Origin of the sequence: Rhodococcus sp. ACT016 (genome assembly GCF_050477185.1) — a bacterium.
In the GTDB taxonomy this organism is placed as follows: Bacteria; Actinomycetota; Actinomycetes; order Mycobacteriales; family Mycobacteriaceae; genus Prescottella.
Genome location: NZ_JBEAET010000001.1, coordinates 400690 through 421978 on the forward strand (window position 1 = coordinate 400690; position 21289 = coordinate 421978).

The following is a 21289-nucleotide window of genomic DNA, read 5'->3' on the forward strand; positions in this document are numbered from 1 at the left end:
TTTATGCTCCCAACTCGATCGGTGCGCCGACCAGCGAGCCGTACTCGACCCAGCTGCCGTCGTAGTTCTTCACGTTCTGCTTGCCGAGGATCTCCTGCAGCACGAACCAGGTGTGGCTCGAGCGCTCGCCGATGCGGCAGTAGGCGATCGTCTCCTTGGCGTCGTCGAATCCCTTGTCCGCGTACAGCTTCGCCAGGTCCTCGTCGGACTTGAAGGTACCGTCCTCGTTCGCGGTGGTGCTCCACGGGATGTTGATCGCACCGGGGACGTGGCCGCGCTGCTGCGCCTGCTCCTGCGGCAGATGCGCCGGCGCCAGGATCTTGCCCGAGTACTCGTCGGGGGAGCGCACGTCGACCAGGTTCGCGCTGCCGATCGCGGCGATGACGTCGTCGCGGAACGCGCGGATCGAGGTGTCGGGCGCGGCGGCCTTGTACTCGGTGGCCGGGCGGGTGACGGTCTCCTTCGACAGCGGACGGCCGTCGAGCTCCCACTTCTTGCGGCCGCCGTCGATCAGCTTGATGTCCTTGTGGCCGTACAGCTTGAAGTACCAGTAGGCGTAGGCCGCGAACCAGTTGTTGTTGCCGCCGTAGAGCACCACGGTGTCGTCGTTGGCGACGCCCTTCGCGGACAGCAGGGCGGAGAACTGCTCCTGGTTGAGGAAGTCGCGGCGGACGCCGTCCTGCAGATCCTTGCGCCAGTCGAGCTTGATCGCGCCCTCGATGTGGCTGCCGTCGTACGCAGCGGTGTCCTCGTCGACCTCGATGAAGACGGTCTTCGGGGCGTTGAGGTTCTGCTCGGCCCAGTCTGCGGAGACCAGGACGTCGGAGCGAGCCATGGAGTGTCCTTTCGTATGTGAACGGCGTGTCGAGCATGGGAGAGCTGTGCGGTCGAGAACCCGCACGGGTGGAGCGAAGAGAAGAAGTGGCGGTCAGGCCGCGCCGGCGGCGGCGCCGCCCCGCAGGCGAGCGACCAGCGGGTAGATCTGGCAGCCGAGGCAGATCCCGAACGCGGCGTTGAGCAGGGCCGCGAACAAGGCGAACCCGGTCGCGATGCCGCCGAGCAGGCCGGCACCGGCAAGGAAGGCGACGGTGCCGGCAACCGCGAAGACCAGGCCGACGAGCTGCGCGAATCGCAGCGGCGCGACGGGTTCGCGTTCGACGGTCGGGCCCAGGCGCGGTGCCACCAGCGTCGCGAAGATCTGGCCGTACGGGCTGCGCCGCGGGCCGGCGACGGCGCCGACGGCGAACACGACGGCCTGGACGGCCAGCAAGAGCCCGGCCGCGAGGGTCGAGACGGTGGACAGGACCAGCACGACGACGAGGACGGCAGTGGTGATCCACGCGGCGAACCGCGGGCCGCGGACATCGACCTGCTGCTGGGTCTCGAGTGTGGATGTGGACATCGGAAGTGCTCCTGCGGGTTACCGAGTGCTGTGACATGCCGGTGCAGAGACGCGGCAAGAACCGGATTTCGGGATTTCACCGATCACGGACGGGGAACCGTCAGCGGAGACGCTGGGGCGAAGAGGAATCGACCGTCTGCGTGATCAACAGCAGGGACAGCAACAACCACCGAGGCGGCACAGGTCGACTGCGCGGCGACGGGTGAGCATCAGCTCGTGGTTGGCGTACACGTGGTGCAGCGTACCTGGTTTTTTCAGGATTTGGGATGCCGAGATTCGAGAAGGGGTGTGAGGGCCGATTCGAGGTCGGCGGCGGATGGCACCCCGGAGATGCGGAAGCGTTCGGTCAGGGAACCGTCGAGGATGAACGTCGTCGGCAGCGACAGGACGCCGAGAGTCTTTGCCAGCGCGGGATTTTCGTCGATGTCGAGTTCCACCTCGGTGGCCGCGGTGCCGTCGGGGGCGTCCGCGTCGAGCCGAGTGAGGACCTGTCCGACCACGCGCCGGACGGCGGCGCAGGGACCGCACCAGTCGGCGGAGAAATGCAGGACGATCGGTCGCCCGGTCGGGGTGACGCCGGCCTCCGCGAGGCGCGTCAGACGCTCGTCGTCCACCGCGGGGCTCGGGGCCGGGGCGGACGCGCGGACCTTGCCAGCACGGCTGCGCACCGCGAATCCGACCACGAGGGTGGCCGCGAGCGCGACAACCAGGATGAGGAGAGCGGTCACAGCTTCGCCTGCAATTCGTCCAGATTGATGATCAGGTTGTCGCCCGATCCTTCGATCACGATCTGCGAGCCCTCGGCGTACACATCGGTGGGCGTGACACCGAACGGGAGTGCCTGCGGGTCGATCGTCTTGGTGAACAGGTCGAGCACACCCTGTCGCAGCGGCGTGGGCACCGTGAAGTTGGCCTCGCCCTCGGGCCCGAAGTAGAAATCGGTCGCGACGATCATCAGCTGCTCGCCGCGCAGTACCAGGTCTGCCTGCACGCTGACCGACTTCTGCAGCGGACCCACCGGAACCGTGCCGGTGAACACGATGCCGCCGGTGGTGGGGGAGCCGGATCCGCCGGATCCGCCGGTGCCGTCGGACTTGTCCGCCGGGGGTGCGGAAACCTGCAGGTCCGGAATGCCGAGGAACTTGCCCAGATCGGTGGCGTCGATCATCATTCGGCCGTCGAGGTGGTCCACCGGAACCTCGCGGACGGAGCCGTCGAGAATCGCCGACGCCGGAACCGACACCCCGTTCAGCGTCGCCTCGATGGTCACCTCACCGATCATGTCCTGGGGCACCTGGCGGGCACGGACCTCGACGTTGTCGTACTTGCCGTTCCACGCCTGGGTCAGGAACGGGAAGCCGTGGATGGTGACCTCGGGATCGGCGGGCAGCGAGCCTCCCTCGCGCAGGGCTCGCGAGACGCGGTACTCGGAGTAGGCGGCGGCGCCGAAGTCGACGACGACGGCGAGTCCGACGAGGAACACCAGCCCGATGATGAGTTTCCGCACCACCCCATTCTTACCGGCCCTGCCAGGTACCGGTTCGGCGGTAGGCTCCGATCTCGCGCTAATCTGTGCGCGAACGAGAACGTCGGTCCACTCGGTGTCGGCCCTTCGCCGGCATTCGCGGCGCAAGAGAGGGAGGTTGAGTGGAGCTGCTGCTTCTGACCTCCGACCCCAACCCGGAGACGGTGCTGCCGTCATTGGCGCTGTTGGCGCATTCCGTGCGCCCCGCTCCCACGGAAGTGTCCTCCCTGCTCGAGGCAGGTTCCGCAGATGTGGCGCTCGTCGACGCGCGCGCCGATCTCGCGGCCGCCCGTGGCCTGTGCCGACTGCTCGGCAGCACCGGGTCCGCGGTACCGGTCGTCGCGGTGCTCACCGAGGGCGGGCTGGTTGCGGTCAACTCCGATTGGGGTCTCGACGACATCCTGCTCCCGACGACGGGTCCGGCCGAACTCGATGCGCGACTGCGCTTGCTGGTCGGACGAAACGGCGGTGTGGCCAGTCCGGAATCGGCGGGCAAGATCACACTCGGTGAGCTGGTGATCGACGAGGGGACGTACACCGCACGACTGCGGGGTCGTCCCCTCGATCTGACTTACAAGGAGTTCGAACTCCTCAAGTACCTGGCGCAGCATGCCGGACGGGTGTTCACCCGCGCGCAGCTGCTGCAGGAGGTGTGGGGCTACGACTTCTTCGGCGGCACCCGCACCGTCGACGTCCACGTGCGACGGCTGCGCGCCAAGCTCGGCTCGGAGTACGAATCCCTCATCGGGACGGTTCGCAACGTCGGATACAAGGCGGTGCGCCCGGCCCGCCCGACGGGCCGCTCCGGCGGTTCGCCGGAGTCCGACGAGACGGACTCGGACGACCCTGACCTGACCCCCACCAACGGATCGGCGTATTAGATGGACACCCAGCAACTCGACTGGATCGATTCACCTCCGGTCGACGCCGTTCGCGGCGTCATCGAGCGGGCCGCGTCGGCCGACGGCACCGCCCCGGTGTCCGAGCAGGCCGTGCACGCGCTCGCCGGGACCGGCGCGGCGCGACACCTCGTGTGCACCGCCGGCGGTTCCGTCGTCGGCTACGCGCAGCTCGAGCCCGGCCACGGTGACCATCCGTCGATGGCGGAGGTCGTCGTGGACCCGGCGGCGCGCGGGGCCGGGATCGGAACGCAGCTGGTGGCGGAGGTGCTGCGCGCAGGTGGCCCCGGGACCCGCGTGTGGGCCCACGGCAATCTGCCGGCAGCGGTCGCGGTCGCCGGTCGGCTGGGCCTCGTCGGGGCTCGCGAGTTGTTGCAGCTGCGTCGGTCGCTGACGACCCCCGAGCTGCCCGAGATCGTGGTGCCCGACGGTGTCACGCTCCGGACCTATCGGGGCTCGGAGGACGACGCGGAACTGTTGCGGGTCAACGCCGCCGCGTTCGAGTGGCACCCGGAGCAGGGCTCGTGGACGGAGCGCGAGATCGCCGAGCGCCGCGCCGAGCCGTGGTTCGACCCGGAGGGGCTCTTCCTGGCGTTCCCGACCGACGGCGCCGACGCGGATCGTCTGCTCGGCTTCCACTGGACCAAGGTGCATGCCCCGGAGAACGGCAACCCGGCCCTCGGCGAGGTCTACGTCGTGGGGATCGACCCCGACGCGCAGGGTCGCGGACTCGGCCGCGTGCTCACCCTCGCGGGCCTCCACCATCTGCGCGACCGCGGTCTCGCAACCGTGCTGCTGTACGTCGAGGGCGACAACACCGCGGCGCTGCACACCTACGAGCGCCTCGGGTTCGAGCGGTTCCACGTCGACGTCGCGTACGCCGCCGGCGCCCGATAGACCCCGATTGCGGACGGTGTGATCCACGACTCGGCAGAATTCTGCTGGGAGTTCATCTTCCGTTCACCGAACGACGTCCAGTTGGCTACCGCGTACCCCTACCTTTCTGGCCTGGGTGGCAGAAGGCCACTCGGCGCGAACCTGTACTGGAGCCGCGCCTCCCATGCCGCCCGACCACGGGCGAGACGCTAGAACAGCGGAGGACAAGGGTGAATCTCGAGCGTAAGGGCGCACTGCTCGGAGTAGTGGCCATCGGTGCCGTGACTGCCATGTCCCTGACGGCATGCGGCAGCGACAACAATGCTGCGTCCGCGACCGTCGACACGTCGGCTTCCACCGCGTCGTGCGAGGGCAAGGACAAGCTCTCGGGCGCGGGTTCGTCCGCCCAGAAGAACGCGATGGACGAGTTCACCTCGACCTACATTGCCGCGTGCCAGCAGAAGAGCAAGTCGGTCAACGTCGCGTACAACCCCAGCGGCTCGGGCGACGGCCGCACGCAGTTCATCGCGAACCAGATCGACTTCGCCGGCTCCGACTCGGCGATCAAGGGCGACCAGGCCGAGCAGGCCAAGCAGCGCTGCGCCGGCAACGACGCGTGGAACCTGCCGCTCGTCTTCGGTCCGGTCGCGATCGCGTACAACGTCGACGGCGTCGACAACCTGGTGCTGAACGGCGAGACCACCGCCAAGATCTTCAACGGCGGCATCACCAAGTGGAACGATCCGGCCATCGTCGCTCTCAACCCGAGCGCCAAGCTGCCGGACGAGAAGATCAGCCCGATCGTCCGTTCGGACTCGTCCGGTACGAGCGACAACTTCCAGCAGTACCTCGAGGCCTCGTCCAACGGTGCGTGGACCCAGGGTGCCGGTTCGGACTTCAAGGGCGGCGTCGGTGAGGGCGCCAAGGGCTCGGCCGGCGTCGCGCAGGCCGTCAAGTCCGCGCCCGGTTCGATCACCTACGTCGAGAAGTCGTTCGCCGATCAGCAGAAGCTGCCGGCCGCGCAGATCGACACCGGTTCCGGCCCGGTCGAGCTGACGCAGGCGACGGCGTCCAAGGCCATCGCGAACGCGTCGTTCAAGGGTTCGGGCACGGGCGATCTGACGCTCGACCTGAAGTCGATCTACGGCACCAAGGAGCCCGGCGCCTACCCGCTCGTCCTGGCGACCTACGAGATCGTCTGCTCCAAGGGCTACGACGCGGCCACCTCGGCTGCGGTGAAGTCGTTCCTGACCAGCGCCGCGAACGAGGGCCAGCAGACGCTCGCCGCCCAGGGTTACGTGCCGCTGCCGGAGTCGTTCCGCGCCAAGATCAACGAGTCGATCTCGGCGATCGCCTGATCGGCCCCATAGCTCTCGGACCGCCCATCTATATTCAGACAGAGAATGTGAGCGCAGATGACTGACGCGAGCACACGGTCGACACCACGCGCCTCCGGCCCCGCGGACGGCGGGGCCGGGGTGGGCGGTCCGAATGGCATTCCGGAGGCCCCGATCACTTCCCCAGAGGCAACGAAGAGCAAGACGGTCACTCGACCCGCGGACCGAATCTTCGGTTCGCTGGCGTCGGGGTCCGCGGTCTTCATCACGCTGCTCGTCGCGGCCGTCGGCATCTTCCTGATCTGGCGCGCGGTTCCCGCGCTGCAACGCAACGAGGCCAACTTCCTCACCAGCCGGGTGTGGGACACCACCGACATCAACGCGATGGCGTTCGGTGTGCTGGACCTGTTCATCACGACGGTGAAGGTCTCGGTGTTCGCGCTGATCCTCGCGATGCCGGTCGCGCTGGGCATCGCGATCTTCCTCACCGAGTACGCGCCCAAGCGACTGGCCCGCCCGCTCGCGTACGTCATCGACCTGCTGGCGGCGGTGCCGTCGATCGTCTACGGCCTGTGGGGTCTGCTGGTGTTCGCGCCGGCCGCCGCGCCGGTCGCGATGTGGCTCAACGAGCACTTCGGCTGGATCCCGTTCTTCGCGGACGGCACCGGTTCGATCCGCGGCGGCGGCACGGTCTTCACCGCCGGCATCGTGCTGGCCGTGATGATCCTGCCGGTCATCACCGCGGTCACCCGCGAAGTGTTCGCGCAGACGCCCAAGGCGCACATCGAGGCGGCCCTCGCGCTCGGTGCGACCCGCTGGGAAGTGGTGCGCACCACGGTCATTCCGTTCGGTAAGTCCGGGTACATCAGCGGTTCCATGCTCGGTCTCGGCCGTGCGCTCGGCGAGACGATGGCGCTCTATATGATCCTGCGCACCACCTCGGCGTCGGCCTCGTGGCTCTCGCTCAACGACTCCGGTTCGACGATCGCGTCGAAGATCGCACTCGGATACGCCGAGTTCAACAACAACATCCAGGCGGGCGCCTACATTGCCGCCGGTCTGGTCCTCTTCGTGCTCACCTTCGTGGTCAACGCGGCGGCACGTGCCGCGATCGCCGGAAAGCGGGACTGACCGATGACCAGCGTTCTCGACAAGCCGATCAAGGCGCCCGCCTTCCAGGGCGTCGGATTCCGCCGCCGCTTCACCGACCTCGCCGCGACGGTGCTCGTGACGTTGTCGGTGCTCGTCGCGCTCGTGCCGTTGGTGTGGGTGCTGTGGACGGTGATCAGGAAGGGTCTGCCGGCCATCACGTCGCAGACGTGGTTCACGCACTCGCTCAGCGGACTGTCCGCGTCGGCGGAGGGCGGCGGCATCTACCACGCCCTCATCGGCACCCTCATGCAGGGACTGGTGTGTGCGGTCCTGGCGGTTCCGCTCGGGCTCTTCGTCGCGGTCTACCTCGTCGAGTACGCGGGCAACTCGCGACTGGGCAAGCTCACGACGTTCATGGTCGACATCCTCTCCGGCGTCCCGTCGATCGTCGCCGCCCTGTTCATCTACGCGCTGTGGATCGCGACGTTCGGATTCCCCAAGTCGGCGTTCGCGGTGTCGCTCGCCCTGGTGCTGCTGATGGTCCCGGTCGTGGTCCGCAGTACCGAGGAGATGCTGCGGATCGTGCCGAACGATCTGCGCGAGGCGTCGTACGCGCTGGGTGTGCCCAAGTGGAAGACCATCGCCCGCATCGTCGTTCCGACCGCGCTGCCCGGCATCATCACCGGCGTCATGCTGGCCCTGGCCCGCGTGCTCGGTGAGACCGCGCCGCTGCTGATCCTGGTGGGCTACGCCCCGTTCATCAACTTCAACCTGTTCGGCGGAGAGATGGGCACGCTGCCCGGCGTCATGGTCGCGGAGATGAACAACCCCACCGACGCCGGATCCAACCGGATCTGGGGCGCGGCGCTGACCCTCATCCTCCTGATCGCGATCCTCAACATCGTCGCGAAGGTGATCGGTCACTTGACCTCGGTGCGCAACAAGTGAGCACCGAACCCGTGGCGATCGACGCAATCACCCCACACCCCGAACCTCGCAAGCACATACTCGAGCTGACGCTCACATCAGTAGGGAGCCGATGAATGGCCAAGCGTCTGGACCTCAAGGACGTCAACATCTACTACGGCAAGTTCCACGCCGTCGCCGATGTCGGGCTGTCGGTGCCCCCGCGTAGCGTCACCGCGTTCATCGGCCCGTCGGGCTGCGGCAAGTCCACCGTGCTGCGTTCGCTCAATCGCATGCACGAGGTCACGCCGGGCGCCCGCGTCGAGGGCTCGGTCCTCCTCGACGGCGAGGACATCTACGGCTCCAGCGTCGACCCGGTCGGCGTCCGCAAGACCATCGGCATGGTGTTCCAGCGCCCCAACCCGTTCCCCACGATGTCCATCCGCGACAACGTGGTTGCCGGTCTCAAGCTTCAGGGCGTGCGCGACAGGAAGAAGCTCGACTCGATCGCCGAGCAGTCGCTGCGCGGCGCGAACCTGTGGAACGAGGTCAAGGATCGCCTCGACAAGCCGGGCGGCGGCCTGTCGGGTGGTCAGCAGCAGCGTCTGTGCATCGCCCGCGCCATCGCGGTCTCGCCCGACGTGCTGCTGATGGACGAGCCGTGTTCGGCGCTGGACCCGATCTCCACGCTGGCGATCGAGGACCTCATCACCGAACTCAAGCAGGACTTCACGATCGTCATCGTCACGCACAACATGCAGCAGGCGGCGCGCGTGAGCGACCAGACGGCGTTCTTCAACCTCGAGGCCACCGGCAAGCCGGGCCGGCTCATCGAGATCGACGACACCGAGAAGATCTTCTCCAACCCCACCCAGAAGGCCACCGAGGACTACATCTCCGGCCGGTTCGGCTGAGCCGAAAACGCCCGAGGACGCTCCGGTTACGTTCCGAAGACCGGCGCTACGGGGTGCGCTGAGCGGCAACCGGATTCGTCAGACGGACGTCGACCACCAGCCCGTGGTGGTCCGATCCGACGATGTCGATGCGGTCGAGGCTCGTCGCGACGGCGCCCTTGGTGACCACGCGGTCGATGCCGATCAGCGCGGGTAGGCGCCGTCCGGCCGGCATCGTGGGCACCAGCCCGGCGCCGACCTGGTCGGCGGCGTCGGCGTAGCCGTCGGTGAGCAGCGCACGATACTGGCGCTGGGTGTAGGTCGCGTTGAAGTCACCGCTCACGACGACGTTGTCGGGCAAGGAGTTCGACGCCATCTCGGCGTGCAGTCTGCGCAACTCCGCCGCCCACACCTCGGCGGGGAACAGGTAGGCGGGGGCGGGATGGACGGCGAACAGCGCCAAGGGTTCTCGCAGCCCGACATCGAGGTCGGCGGACAGGTTGGCGGACAGGAATCCGTCGAGGATGCGGGTGTTCGACAGCGGGAAGCGACTGTAGATTCCGCCACCCTGTCCGCCGGGGCCGTACGACACCACGAACCGGTGCGGCAGGAGGGCGTCGAGTCCTGCGGAGTGCAGGCCCGCGATGGATGCGTCGGTGAGTTCCTGGACGGTCAGGACGTCGACGTCCCGATCGCGGACGGTTCGCACCAGGGCGGCCGGATCGGCTTGTCCCACTTTGATGTTGGCCTGCATGATGCGCACGGTCGGGCCGGTCGCGCTGTCGGGTGACGCGCCGTCCGCGCCCGGGATGTAGAGCGGGGCGAGCATCCAGACACCCAGCGCGCAGACGGCCAGGCACGCCGCCTCGACCGCCCACCGTCGAGCGAATGCGGCGACGATCGCGCCGAACAGCGCGATCGCGAGCAGCGCCGGTGTCTGGGAGGCGAGGAGGACGACGACGCGGCTCTCGAGGTTCGTCCACGACGCCGCCAGTCCCGCCGCACCCAGTGCGCAGCAGACGGCGGCGAACACCGCGGCCGTCGTTCGAGCGGTCCGTCGATCGAGCACCACTCGATCATGCCCGCTTCCGGATCGCGTGGAGCGTTCGTTGGTCAACTGACTGTTTGGTAGTTAGCCACGGGTAGGCGAATTGTCTTAATTGACATCCGTCAGGGCTTCGACCCGGATATTCGTGTGCATGTCTGAATCGCCCAAACATTGCTCAAAGTTTGATTACGCTCCTGCAGCAAGTCGGATGGGGAGCCGGGGGATGCCGAGGGGTGGCGTACCTGCACGGATGGCGACTCCGTCCGGAATGTGCAGCGCCTACCGAGAAGGACATCACGTGAAACTGAAGACCCTTGCTCCGGCCATCGCAGCTCTCGCCGCTGTCGGCCTGGTGGCCACGGCGTGTAGCGACGACACGTCCGCGGATCCGGCCCAGAACCCAGCGACCGGGGAGCCGATCAAGGTCGGCCAGATCCTCCCGATCCAGGCCGGTGGCCTGTCGGTGGCGAACATGGGTGCCGGCATGACCGCGTCGATCGAGGCGTTCAACAACCACGGTGGTGTCAACGGGCGCCCGCTCGAGCTGATCCAGTGCGACACGATGGGTGACCCCAACAAAGAGGTCGACTGCGCCAACAAGATGGTCAGCGAGGGCGTGACCGCCACGCTCGCGGACTTCACCGTCGCCTCACCCGAGTCGGTGTCGCAGATCCTCGCGACGGCCGGCATCCCGCGGATCGGCATGAACCCGATGAACATCGCCGACTTCACCTCGCCCAACGTGTTCACCCCGTTCGCAGGTTCGCTGCTCACGCTGTTCGCCAACGTCGACGCACTGGTCGCCGAAGGCAAGACCAAGCTGTCGGTGATGCGCCCCGACGTCCCGGTCACCGCGATGCTGACCCAGATGCTCACCCCGGCCGTGCAGGCGAAGGGTGCCGAGATCGTCAACGAGGTGGCGGTCGGACCCGGCGCCACCGACTACACCCAGTTCGTCGCCGCGGCCGAACGCAACGGTGCGCAGGGTGTGTTGATGGCGTTGACGGCCACCGAGTCCAACCAGATCGCGGACGCATTCGAACAGCTCGGCTCGAAACTGGCCTTCGCCATGCCCGCCACCAACTTCACGCAGGCCGACCTGCAGAACCTGGGCACCTTCGCGACCTCGTCGATCTACACCAGCCCGGTCCCGGCACCGTCGTCGAGCACCGACCAGTTCCCGGGTCTGGTTCCTTTCCTCGACGACATGTCCGCGTCGGGTCAGGAGGATCTGGAAAGCAAGAATCTCAACGGCACCGAGATCTTCTCGTGGCTGTCGGTCCGGGCTTTCGGTGAGGTGGCCAAGACCCTCGGCGACACCGTCGACGCACCGTCTGTCATGCAGGGCTTCCAGAACGCCAAGGACATCGACATGGCCGGCCTGGTGCCCGCATGGACGCCGAACGCCGTGCAGCCGCTGGGCATGTTCCAGCGCGTGTCGAACTCGATGATGTACAAGATGACGTTCGACGGCGACGTTGTCGTGACCGACCCCAACATGTTCGATCTGCGCACCCAGTAGTAGTCCTGTCGGTGCGGGGTCCGGCTCCGTCAGCCGGACCCCGCTTCCGTCTCCCCGGAGGTTCGTATGACGGAACTACTGCAGTTCGCCATCCTCGGTCTCGGCGCCGGATCGGCGTACGCGCTGCTCGCGCAGGGCGTCGTCCTGGTCTATCGCGGCTCGGGCGTGGTCAACTTCGCGCAGGGTGCGATCGCAATGGTCGCAGCCTACGTCTGCCTGGAAACCCTTCAGCGCAAGCAACATTGGTCGCTATTGCCCGCGTTCGTGGTGGCGGTTCTGGTGGCCGCCGCCATCGGATTCCTGTTCCAGCAGCTCGTGCTGCGCTGGTTGGCGACGGCGGCGCCGATCGTCCGGCTCGCTGCCACCCTGGGTCTCCTCGTGATCCTGCAGGCCGGTGTCCAGCAATACTACGGATCGAAATCCATTCGGGTGCGCGCCTTCCTGCCCAACAGTGCCTACCACTGGGGTGACATCGTGGTGCAGCAGGACCGGTTGATCCTGCTCGGCATCGCGGTGGTGACGACGGCCGCGCTGTGGGCGGCCACCCGGTTCACGCGGGTCGGCCTGGCGATCACCGCCACCGCCGAGAACGAACGTGCCACCGCCGCTCTGGGCTGGTCGCCGCAGCGACTGGCGTCGCTGACGTGGACGGTCGGAGGCGGCCTCGCGGGTGCCGCGGGCGTTCTCGTCGCGCCGCTCACGGGCCTGACGCCCAACGCGTTCGTCGTCATCGTCACCGTCTCGTCGCTCGCGGCGGCGCTGCTCGGCGGCTTCCGCTCCTTCCCGCTCACCCTGCTCGGTGGCCTCCTCCTGGGCGTGGGGGAGAGCGTGGTGGCGCTCTACCAGGACGACATTCGAAACCTGTTGGGGATGGAGACGCTCACCGGAGTCAACCGAGCGGTGCCCTTCCTGGTGATCCTGGTGGTGCTCGTCGTGCGCGGCAAGGGCCTGCCGCTGCGGAGCCACGTCGCCGACCGGCTTCCGCGGCTGGGTACCGGCCGGATCGACTGGCGGCTGGTCGTTGTCGCGGTGGTTGTGGCGACCGTCGTCGTCATGGTCTCGAATGGGGACTGGTTGCGGTCCCTGACATCCACGCTCGCGGCGGCCGTCTTCCTGCTCTCGATCGTGGTCCTGACCGGGTTCGCGGGTCAGCTGTCGCTGGCGCAGTACACCGTCGGCGGGCTCGGCGCCCTGGTCGCCGCGAGGTTGGTCGGGCAGGCCGGTTGGCCGCTGATCCCGGCTGCCCTTGTGAGCGTCGTCGGCGTCACGCTGTTGGGTGTGCTGTTGGCCCTGCCTGCGCTGCGAACCCGGGGGGTGAACCTGGCCGTCGTCACGCTCGGACTCGGATTCACGGTGCAGGAGATGGTGTTCAACAACCCGACCTTCACCGGTGACAAGTTGCAGGGAGCGGTGCGGATCGACGACGTGAGCCTGCTCGGCCTCGACGTCTCGGCCACCCGCCACCCGGAACGGTGGGCACTGGTGTGCCTCGCCGTGCTCGTGGTGTGTGCGCTCATGGTGGCGAACCTCCGCCGCTCGCGCACCGGCCGACGTCTGATCGCGGTGCGCACCAACGAGCGGGCGGCCGCGTCACTGGGTATCAGCGTGTTCGCCGTGAAACTCTATGCTTTCGCGTTCGCTGCCGGACTCGCGGCCGTGGCCGGAATCCTGTTGGGACTGCGCAATATTGCGGTCACCTACTTCGAGTTCAACGTCTTCGCGTCGATCAACGCCGTCGTTCAGGCCGTCACAGGTGGTCTGGGATTCGTGATCGGTGCGGTCATCGGAGCGGTGTTGGCGCCCGGCGCGTTGCTCAGCCGCTTGGTGGAGAGCGGCACGGCGACCGGAATGATCTCCACGCTGATCGGTGGCGTCGTGCTGATTCTGATTCTGCTGACGAACCAGAATGGCATCGCGGACATGCTCTCTCGTCTGCGCGACGTACTGCGACGCCGCCTGCGACCGGAACGACAGCACCGTCACCGCCGGGCACACGAGTTGTCACCGGTGCGGGACTTCGACCTCGAACCGGTGCCCGCGCTCGGTCTGTCGGTGCGCGACCTCACCGTGCGGTTCGGTGGGGTGACGGCGGTCGACGGCGTGAGCCTGGACGTCGAGCCGGGACAGGTGGTGGGCCTCATCGGACCCAACGGTGCCGGCAAGACGACGGTGATCGACGCGGTGACCGGCTTCGTCACCCCGACCGGCGGCCAGGTGTTGCTCGGCGACGAAGACGTCGTCAAGTGGAGCGCGGCGCGACGGTCCAGGGCGGGCCTGCGACGGTCGTTCCAGTCGCTCGAGCTGTTCGAGGACATCACCGTCGCGGAGAACATCCACGCCGGCGCCGACGATGCGGGCTGGCGGACGTGGGTGACCGACCTGATCCGGCCCGGCCGGCATCCGTTCTCGCCGACCGCGTCCGCTGCGGTCGCCGACTTCGAGCTCTCGTCCGACCTCGACGCGTTTCCTGGTGAACTGTCCTACGGCCGAAGACGACTCGTCGGAATTGCTCGGACGGTCGCGTCCGGACCGTCGGTGGTGCTGCTCGACGAGCCCGCGGCGGGGCTCGACGAGGTGGAGAGTCGGGAACTCGCCGACGGCATCCGGATGCTCGCGGATCGACGTCGTGCGGCGGTGCTGCTGATCGAGCACGACATGGACCTGGTGATGTCGGCATGTGATCGCCTCGTGGTCCTCGAGGCGGGACGCGTCATCGCGGACGGCACTCCGCAAGAGGTGGCCGCCGACGAGCGGGTGCGGGTGGCGTACCTGGGAACGCAGGACGACAGCGCAAAGACGGAGGCGGCGACGTGACGACAACTGTGCAGACCTCGAGCGAGAACCGGACGGCGGTCCTCGAATACAACGGTGTGAGTGCAGGATACGGCGGCGTCGCGGTGTGCCGGGATCTCGATCTCACGGTCCGCGCGGGCGAGGTGGTGGCCCTGATCGGCGCCAACGGAGCCGGAAAGTCGACGACCATGCTCACCGCGGCGGGCGAACTGCCCCCGATCTCGGGGACTGTCCGGGTGCTCGATCAGCCGAAGCGGATGTCGTTGGCACAGTTGGCGAAATGCGGGCTGAGCTACGTCACCGAGGAGCGTTCGGTGATCATGGGGCTGACGACTGCGGAGAACCTGCGACTGGCGGGGGTCTCCGCGGCCGACGCGTGTGCGATCTTTCCGGAACTGAAGGCTCTGTTGCGCAGGCCGGCGGGACTGCTCTCGGGAGGCGAGCAGCAGATGCTCACTCTCGCTCGGGCGTTGGCGCGCAAGCCGAAACTGTTGCTGGCCGACGAGTTGTCGCTCGGCCTGGCACCGCAGATCGTCAGCCGCCTGCTCGCCGTGGTGCGGGAGGCCGCCACCACCGAGGGCGTCGGAGTGTTGTTGGTGGAACAGCACGTTCGCCAGGTGCTCGAGGTGGCCGACCGCGTCTACGTGATGCGGCGTGGGCGAGTCATCCTGGAGGGGCCGGCGGCCGACATCGCGGCCGACCTCGACGCCGTGCAGCGCGCCTACCTCTCCAGCGAGGGCACACCTGAGACGTAACGGGGAAGTGGTGGTGCCGGGGGCGTGACCGCCCCCGGCACCGGCTCACAGCTCGGGGTAGGACGCGAGGTCGTCGGCGTCGTTGCGCGGGTCCTCGGGCATCTTTCCGGTGACGAGGAAGATGACTCGGCGCGCGACCTCGACGGCGTGGTCGGCGAAGCGCTCGTAGAAGCGGCCCAGCAGGGTCACGTCGACGGCTGCGGCCACGCCGTGCTGCCACTCCCGGTCCATGAGGACGCTGAACAGGTGCCGGTGCAGGTCGTCCATCGCGTCGTCCTCCTCGCGGAGCATCGCGGCTCGCTCGGGGTCGCGGGTTTCGAGGACTTCCTTGGCGCCGGCGCCGAGCGAGACGGCGATGCGGCCCATTTCCGCGAAGTAGCCGTTGACCTCTTCGGGGAGGACGTGGTTGGGGTGACGACGACGGGTGATCTTGGCGACATGCAGCGCCAGCGCGCCCATGCGGTCGATGTCGGAGACGATCTGGATGCCACTGACAACGGAACGCAGGTCACCGGCGACCGGGGCCTGCAGGGCGAGCAGCGCGAACGCGCGCTCCTCGGAGATGACGCTGAGCTCGGTGATTTTCTCGTGCTCGCCGATCACCTGCTCGGCCAACCCGAGATCCGCATGCAGGAGCGATTGGGTGGCCTTCTCCATGGCCGCACCGGCCAAGCCTGCCATCTCGCCCAAGATATTCGCGAGCTCGGTCATCTGTTCGTTGTAAGCGACGCGCATGACGTCACAGCCTACGGCGTGGCGGAAACCAAGTCACCACGGTCAGGTGAACGCCGGGTGAATCCCCGGCGCAGGTCAGGGCTGGGCGCAGGGGTTGTCGGTCGCGTTGGTCACGGCGAGGTCCGCGGGCAACTCCACGTCGGCGTCGGACGCGATCTGGGCGGCGGCCATGTCGACCGGCGAACCGGCCGCGGCGGGCGCCGTCAGGGTGCGGTCGAATTCGCTGCCGAGGACCACCTCGACGATGTTGCCGAGCCCCGATGCCTCTTCGAGCACCGCCCCGGGGATCGACGACGCCACGGTCGCGGCCTCGGCCTCGAGCCCGGGGGAGAAGCGCACGACGGTCTTGCTGCTGGTGCCGCTGTAGTTGCCGACGCTGTAGATCTGGAACCCGTACGCCGCGAACCGGTCGGCGGTGGTGGCGGCCAGCCCCGAGACGCCGGAGCCGTTGGATACCTGCAGGCTCACCTCCTCCGGGCTCACCGCGACCTCGCGCGGCTCCGGGCGGACGGTGGGCGTCGCCGACGTCGTATTCTCGTCGTCGGTCCGCTTCTCGCCCGGCAGCGGCTCGTCGTCGATGATCGCCGTGAAGATGTCCTTGATGTCGTCGAGACGCGGGATCTCGTTGCCCCAGTCGTTGGTGCCGGCCGTCGGGACGGTGATGAACGTGACCGCCCCGGCGTCCACGTTGCGGAGCGACTGTCCGAGGGTCAGCAGCGACTTGGTGTCGATGTTCTCGACGAATGTGGACTTGGTGAAGGCATTGATGAAGCCGTTGAGCTTGCCCGGGTCGAACAACACCTTGCTCGACATCGCCTCGCGCAGCAGGGCCGACAGGAACAGCTGCTGTCGCTTGATCCGGCCGTAGTCGCCGTTGCCCTCGGCCTCGACGTGGCGGGCGCGCACGTAGTCGAGGGCCGTTCGGCCGTCGAGGGTCTGGGTACCGGCATTAGGGAGAACCGTGCCGAGCTCACCGTCGATCAGCGGCTGCGGGACACACACCTGGACCCCGCCCACCTCGTTGACCATGCTCTCGAAGCCGGCGAAGTCCATGCCGACGAAGTGCCGGATCTTCACGCCCGACAGCTTCTGGATGACCTTCACCAGACACTTCGGTCCGCCGAGCGCGTAGGTGGCGTTGAGCTTGTCGCCTTCCGCTGCGGGATAGGTCTCGTCGGTGTACTTACCGGTCTCGTTGTCCCACCCCTGGCACTGGGGGCGCTCCACGTCGAGATCGCGGGGAAAGGAGACCGCGACGACGCGGCTGCGATCGGCCGGGATGTGGACGAGCATCACGGTGTCCGAGCGGGCGCCTTCGGCGTCTTCGACGGTGCCCGCGCCGACCGCACCGGCTGCACCGGCACGTGTGTCGGTGCCGACGATCAGGTACGTCTCGTCACCGGTCTGGCCACCGGGATCGATGATGTCGCTGGAGTTGGTGTCGAGCGCCGCGATCTGTGAGAAGCGGCCCTCCGTCGAGCGGAGGTAGCCCCACACACCGCCGGTCACGACCAGCGCCATCACCGCGACGAACGCGACGGCGGACCGGCCGAAAACCAGAAGCTTGCGGCGCTTGCGGTCCTTGCTCGCGGCCAGCCGCGACCGGTTGGGGGCGCCCACGGCCTGCGGAGACGCGCTCACCGCGTCCTCCACCCAACTCGGGTCGTCGGATCCCGGACCGTCGTCGTGCTCGTCGTACTCGAGGTAACCGTCGTCGGTGACGACCGGGATGATCTCGGTGGCGTCCGGGTCGTCCGGAGTGGCCTCGACCTGCTCGAATCCGAACTCGCGCTCGCCCGGGTGGGCGTGGTTCTCGACGGCGGGCGGGACGGGCCTGCCCATCTTCTGCATCAGTTCGGCGACGGACAGGCGCTCACTGGGCTCGTCGGGGAGAGCGCGGCGACCGGTGGAATCGGGGGTGTCGGCGGTGTCGAACGCGTCGGGGTCGGATTCGTGGCGGCCACGTCGGGCCTGCTCCTCGCGGTATCGGCGATCGGCTAGGGGGCGTTCCCAGGGCGCTCGACCGTCCGGCGCGGAGTGACCGGGATTGTGCTCATCACCCACCGATTCGCCCTGACCTCTCCGCCTCCAAACAAGTACCGTCGCTCGACGACGTCGCAATGATACTGATCGATGCCCCTGGCGGCATCAGTCCGCGCGGAGGAGAAGTGTTGTCGCACTTCAGGGAGACGTGTCCGGTGTCACCGTGAAGTACGCCACCGCTGCGGATCGCACTCGAGCGCCGCGCGGTCCCAGTGCGCGTTGTCGGCCGCGGCCTCGTACGTGGACTGCAGGAAGCGCTGCAGGGTCGCGTCCGGGTCGGCAGCGGTGCGGACCGCCTCGTAGGGGAGCAGGAACTGCCTGAACTCGGGGCTGTAGAACGCCTGCTCGGGCTCGACGGGATGGCTGGAGAAGCCGTCCGGCTCGGGGTATGCGTACGCGTAGAACGCGCCCTCCTCGCCGCCTCCCGGCCAGAACCCGCAACTCGACAGCTCGTGCGAGTAGCCCTCGACCATCACCCAGTCGCCGCAGTTGGGGGCGCCGCCCGGGTGTTTCGGTGCCTGCCGCCCCGAGAAGCGCGTGCATGCCAGGTCGAACGAACCCCAGAAGAAGTGGACCGGGCTGACCTTGCCGAGGAATTGGGACCGGAAGCTGTGCAGGCCGCGGTCGGCCTGAATGAGCTGCTTCCAGAACAGGCTCGCCGCCGACGGGTCGTACGACGCGTGGACGGTGTCCTCGGCGAACGGGATCGCGGTGGGGACCTCGTTGGGTGTCGGCTGGATGCGCGTCTCGATGCCGAGTTCGTCGAGCGACTGCATCACCCGCGCGTGGAAGTCGGCTACCGGCATCGGCTCGAGCGGGAACTCACGATGGGCGCCGTTGCTGTCGCGGATCGCCAGCTGGTGGCCCGACAGGTCGAACTCGATGTCGAAGACACGCGTGCGATACGGGATCGCCGACGTCGTCAGCCCGCGCGCGCTCACGTAGAACGGCACCTGCCACCAGTGGTTCACCAGGGGCGAATGGGCCAGTCGCACCTTCCCGACGACCTGCGACCACATGTGCAGGGTGTCGCGAGTGGGTTCCCAATCAGCGACCCGCAGCGCGGGCCAGGCGTCCGAATCGGCTGGTGAGGCGGCCACGACGTCTCCCTCCGGAAGAATCCTCGAGGAATTGCAGGCTTTTTCGGAGTCTAGGCGTGGGGCGGGGTCGGCCGGGGCTATCCGCCGGAATGCATGATGTCGGCGCCCGCCGGGACGAGGGTGTCCTCGGGGTCGTCGAGCCAGCCGTCGGGCAGCGCGACGGTGCCGGGCGAGCCCTGGCGGCCGCGCGGACCCTCCGCGTCCTTGGGGAAGGGCACCGTCGGGTCGAGCTGTCCGAGCAGGTCCTCGAGTTCGGCCAGTGACGACACCCGCGCCATGCCGTTGCGCAGTTCGGAACCGGCCGGGAAGCCCCGCATGTACCAGGCGATGTGCTTGCGCATCTCCCGCATGCCCTTGTCCTCGCCGTGGTGGTCGGCGAGCAGACGCCCGTGCCGCATCATGATCGCGGCGACCTCGCCGAGATTCGGTGGGACCGGCATCTCGGTGCCGTTGAGGGCGGCGCTGAGCTCGGCGAACAGCCACGGCCGGCCCAGGCAACCACGTCCGACGACGACGCCGTCGCAGCCGGTCTCGGACATCATCTTCTCGGCGTCCTCGGCGGCGAAGATGTCGCCGTTGCCGAGCACCGGGACGTCGGTGACGTGCTCCTTGAGCCGGGCGATCTCGGACCAGTCCGCGGTGCCCGAGTAGCGCTGGGCGGCGGTGCGGCCGTGCAGCGCGACCGCGGCGGCACCCTCGGCCGCGGCGATGCGCCCGGCGTCGAGGTGGGTGTGGTGCTCGGCGTCGATGCCGATCCGCATCTTCACGGTGACCGGGATGTCCGTGCCCTCGGTCGCCTTCACCGCGGCGGCGACGATCTGCCCGAACAGCCGACGCTTGTACGGCAGGGCGGATCCGCCGCCCTTGCGGGTGACCTTCGGGACCGGACAGCCGAAGTTCATGTCGATGTGGTCGGCGAGGTCCTCGTCGACGATCATCTTCGCCGCGGCGTACGTGACCTCCGGGTCCACCGTGTACAGCTGCAGCGAGCGCGGCGTCTCGGTGGGGCCGAACGTCGTCATGTGCATCGTCACCGGATGCCGCTCGACGAGCGCGCGGGCAGTCACCATCTCGCACACGTACAGGCCGGAGGTGCTGCCGGCGCGTTCGAGCTCGAGTTCGCGGCACAGGGTGCGGAACGCGACGTTCGTGATGCCCGCCATGGGGGCCAGCACGACGGGGCTGCCCAGTTCGAGCGAACCGATGCGAAGGGGTGACATGAAGACCTCGGGATAATGCTTCGGGAGAAAAGACTGTGCCCGGTACCGAATCCGGTACCGGGCACAGGATAGCCGCCTCGCGGCAGGTCGTGACCCGTCAGGAGGCCTTCTCGGCCCGCGCGGCCTCGCGCGCGAGGGAGCGGTCGCGCATCTCCTCGAACCTGGTGGCCTGCTGCCCGAGGTCTTCGATGAAGGCGGCGAGTTCCTCGCGGATGTCCTCGCCGCGTGCGGTGAAGTCGGTGCGGTCGAAGACGTTCCACTTCCGCAGCACGGGCATCACGACCTCGTCGAGGTGCTGGCGCAGGTCGTAGATGCCGTGCTTGGCCATCAGGACGCCGTTGCGACGGAAGTTCGGCATGCCCGCGCCCGGCATCTGGAAGTTCTTGATCACATCGGTGACGGCGCGCAGGGTCTGGTCGGGTGCCAGGTCCATCCCCGCACCGCAGATGTTGCGGTAGAAGATCATGTGCAGGTTCTCGTCGGCGGCGATGCGCTGGAGCATCCGGTCGGCGACCGGGTCCTTGCAGGCCTTGCCGGTGTTGCGGTGCGAGACGCGGGTCGCGAGTTCCTGGAAGGTGACGTACGCGACCGACGTGAGCAGGCCCGAGTGCGGGCCACCGGGAGCGGCGTAGCCGTTCGTCATGTGGATCATGCGCGCGTTCTCGAGTTCCACCGGGTCGACGCCGCGGGTGACGACCAGGTAGTCGCGCATCACGATGCCGTGGCGGTTCTCCTCGGCGGTCCAGCGACCGACCCACGTGCCCCACGCGCCGTCCTGGGAGAAGTTCTCGGCGATCTCGCGGTGGTACGACGGCAGGTTGTCCTCGGTGAGGAGGTTGGTGATCATCGCGGCCTTCGCGACGTCGTCGAGCCGCGACTGCTCGGGATCCCAGTCCTCTCCACCCATCGCGGCGAAGTTCCGGCCCTCGTCCCACGGAACGTAATCGTGCGGATGCCAAGCCTTGGCCATGGAGAGATGCCGGTTGACGTTCTCTTCGGCAACAGGCTGCAGCTCCTGCAGCAGCTCGAGCTGAGTGAGATCCCTCGACATCGGTTTCTGCCTCCATGAAAGTCGGTGACGCTGAAAGACGTTGGACGTGCTCTTCAGGATGTGCTGCAAACCTACGCTACCGTAGGTTTGTG

The 21289-nt window shown here is 67.8% G+C and carries 19 protein-coding genes; 9 read left to right on the top strand and 10 right to left on the bottom strand.

The features are described from left to right. Position 1: 1 nt before the first annotated feature. From ACQ5DX_RS01905 to ACQ5DX_RS01920, 4 genes are all read right to left on the bottom strand, one after another. A complete protein-coding gene (locus tag ACQ5DX_RS01905; RefSeq protein WP_430331009.1) occupies positions 2-835 on the bottom strand; it encodes a sulfurtransferase in 834 nt (277 codons plus the stop codon). Between the two features lie 93 nt (positions 836-928). Further along, complete coding sequence (locus ACQ5DX_RS01910) at positions 929-1402, bottom strand: DUF4395 domain-containing protein (protein ID WP_430331010.1); 474 nt, start codon at positions 1400-1402, stop codon at positions 929-931. Between the two features lie 254 nt (positions 1403-1656). Further along, positions 1657-2130, bottom strand: a complete 474-nt coding sequence (locus ACQ5DX_RS01915) for a thioredoxin family protein (protein ID WP_430331011.1) — start codon at positions 2128-2130, stop codon at positions 1657-1659. Beyond that, a complete protein-coding gene (locus tag ACQ5DX_RS01920) occupies positions 2127-2909 on the bottom strand; it encodes an LmeA family phospholipid-binding protein (RefSeq protein ID WP_430331012.1) in 783 nt (260 codons plus the stop codon). The genes ACQ5DX_RS01915 and ACQ5DX_RS01920 overlap by 4 nt, the downstream gene beginning before the upstream one ends. 140 nt (positions 2910-3049) lie before the next feature. On the opposite strand from ACQ5DX_RS01920, the gene ACQ5DX_RS01925 reads away from it, so the two are divergent. The 6 genes from ACQ5DX_RS01925 (at position 3050) to pstB (ending at position 8951) form a co-directional block, all read left to right on the top strand. Continuing rightward, positions 3050-3808, top strand: coding sequence for a winged helix-turn-helix domain-containing protein (locus tag ACQ5DX_RS01925; RefSeq protein WP_430331013.1), 759 nt, complete (start codon positions 3050-3052; stop codon positions 3806-3808). Continuing rightward, the gene (gene mshD, locus ACQ5DX_RS01930; protein WP_430331014.1) at positions 3809-4723 is read left to right on the top strand and encodes a mycothiol synthase; all 915 of its coding nucleotides are present in this window, start codon (positions 3809-3811) and stop codon (positions 4721-4723) included. Between the two features lie 209 nt (positions 4724-4932). After that, positions 4933-6060 carry a phosphate ABC transporter substrate-binding protein PstS gene (pstS, locus tag ACQ5DX_RS01935; protein WP_430331015.1) on the top strand — a complete coding sequence of 376 codons (1128 nt, stop codon included), beginning with the start codon at positions 4933-4935 and terminating at the stop codon, positions 6058-6060. Between the two features lie 57 nt (positions 6061-6117). Next, on the top strand, positions 6118-7170 hold the full coding sequence (gene pstC, locus ACQ5DX_RS01940) for a phosphate ABC transporter permease subunit PstC (protein WP_430331016.1): 1053 nt from the start codon (positions 6118-6120) through the stop codon (positions 7168-7170). 3 nt (positions 7171-7173) lie between these two features. Further along, the gene (pstA, locus tag ACQ5DX_RS01945) at positions 7174-8079 is read left to right on the top strand and encodes a phosphate ABC transporter permease PstA (RefSeq protein WP_430331017.1); all 906 of its coding nucleotides are present in this window, start codon (positions 7174-7176) and stop codon (positions 8077-8079) included. 95 nt (positions 8080-8174) lie between these two features. Continuing rightward, entirely contained in the window at positions 8175-8951 is a 777-nt protein-coding gene (gene pstB, locus ACQ5DX_RS01950) for a phosphate ABC transporter ATP-binding protein PstB (protein ID WP_430331018.1), read from the top strand. A 46-nt stretch (positions 8952-8997) separates the two neighbouring features. Here the strand turns inward: pstB and ACQ5DX_RS01955 are convergent, their stop codons facing one another. Further along, a complete protein-coding gene (locus ACQ5DX_RS01955) occupies positions 8998-9999 on the bottom strand; it encodes an endonuclease/exonuclease/phosphatase family protein (protein ID WP_430331019.1) in 1002 nt (333 codons plus the stop codon). 277 nt (positions 10000-10276) lie between these two features. On the opposite strand from ACQ5DX_RS01955, the gene ACQ5DX_RS01960 reads away from it, so the two are divergent. The 3 genes from ACQ5DX_RS01960 to ACQ5DX_RS01970 all read left to right on the top strand — a co-directional run bounded on the left by ACQ5DX_RS01960 (position 10277) and on the right by ACQ5DX_RS01970 (position 15048). Further along, positions 10277-11500, top strand: coding sequence for an ABC transporter substrate-binding protein (locus tag ACQ5DX_RS01960; RefSeq protein ID WP_430331020.1), 1224 nt, complete (start codon positions 10277-10279; stop codon positions 11498-11500). A 66-nt stretch (positions 11501-11566) separates the two neighbouring features. Then, positions 11567-14314, top strand: coding sequence for an ABC transporter permease subunit (locus ACQ5DX_RS01965; protein ID WP_430331021.1), 2748 nt, complete (start codon positions 11567-11569; stop codon positions 14312-14314). Then, the gene (locus tag ACQ5DX_RS01970; RefSeq protein ID WP_430331022.1) at positions 14311-15048 is read left to right on the top strand and encodes an ABC transporter ATP-binding protein; all 738 of its coding nucleotides are present in this window, start codon (positions 14311-14313) and stop codon (positions 15046-15048) included. Before ACQ5DX_RS01965 ends, ACQ5DX_RS01970 begins: the two co-directional genes overlap by 4 nt. A 45-nt stretch (positions 15049-15093) precedes the next feature. Here ACQ5DX_RS01970 and phoU read toward each other — a convergent pair whose 3' ends face one another. The 5 genes from phoU to ACQ5DX_RS01995 all read right to left on the bottom strand — a co-directional run bounded on the left by phoU (position 15094) and on the right by ACQ5DX_RS01995 (position 21197). Next, entirely contained in the window at positions 15094-15783 is a 690-nt protein-coding gene (gene phoU / locus ACQ5DX_RS01975) for a phosphate signaling complex protein PhoU (protein ID WP_430331023.1), read from the bottom strand. Positions 15784-15858: 75 nt separating this feature from the next. Further along, the gene (locus ACQ5DX_RS01980; protein ID WP_430331024.1) at positions 15859-17847 is read right to left on the bottom strand and encodes an LCP family protein; all 1989 of its coding nucleotides are present in this window, start codon (positions 17845-17847) and stop codon (positions 15859-15861) included. A 137-nt stretch (positions 17848-17984) separates the two neighbouring features. Continuing rightward, the gene (locus tag ACQ5DX_RS01985; protein ID WP_430335516.1) at positions 17985-18845 is read right to left on the bottom strand and encodes a DUF5996 family protein; all 861 of its coding nucleotides are present in this window, start codon (positions 18843-18845) and stop codon (positions 17985-17987) included. A 158-nt stretch (positions 18846-19003) separates the two neighbouring features. Further along, the gene (gene dusB / locus ACQ5DX_RS01990) at positions 19004-20146 is read right to left on the bottom strand and encodes a tRNA dihydrouridine synthase DusB (protein WP_430331025.1); all 1143 of its coding nucleotides are present in this window, start codon (positions 20144-20146) and stop codon (positions 19004-19006) included. Positions 20147-20243: 97 nt separating this feature from the next. Continuing rightward, positions 20244-21197, bottom strand: coding sequence for an acyl-ACP desaturase (locus ACQ5DX_RS01995; RefSeq protein WP_430331026.1), 954 nt, complete (start codon positions 21195-21197; stop codon positions 20244-20246). Between the last annotated feature and the right edge of the window lie 92 nt (positions 21198-21289).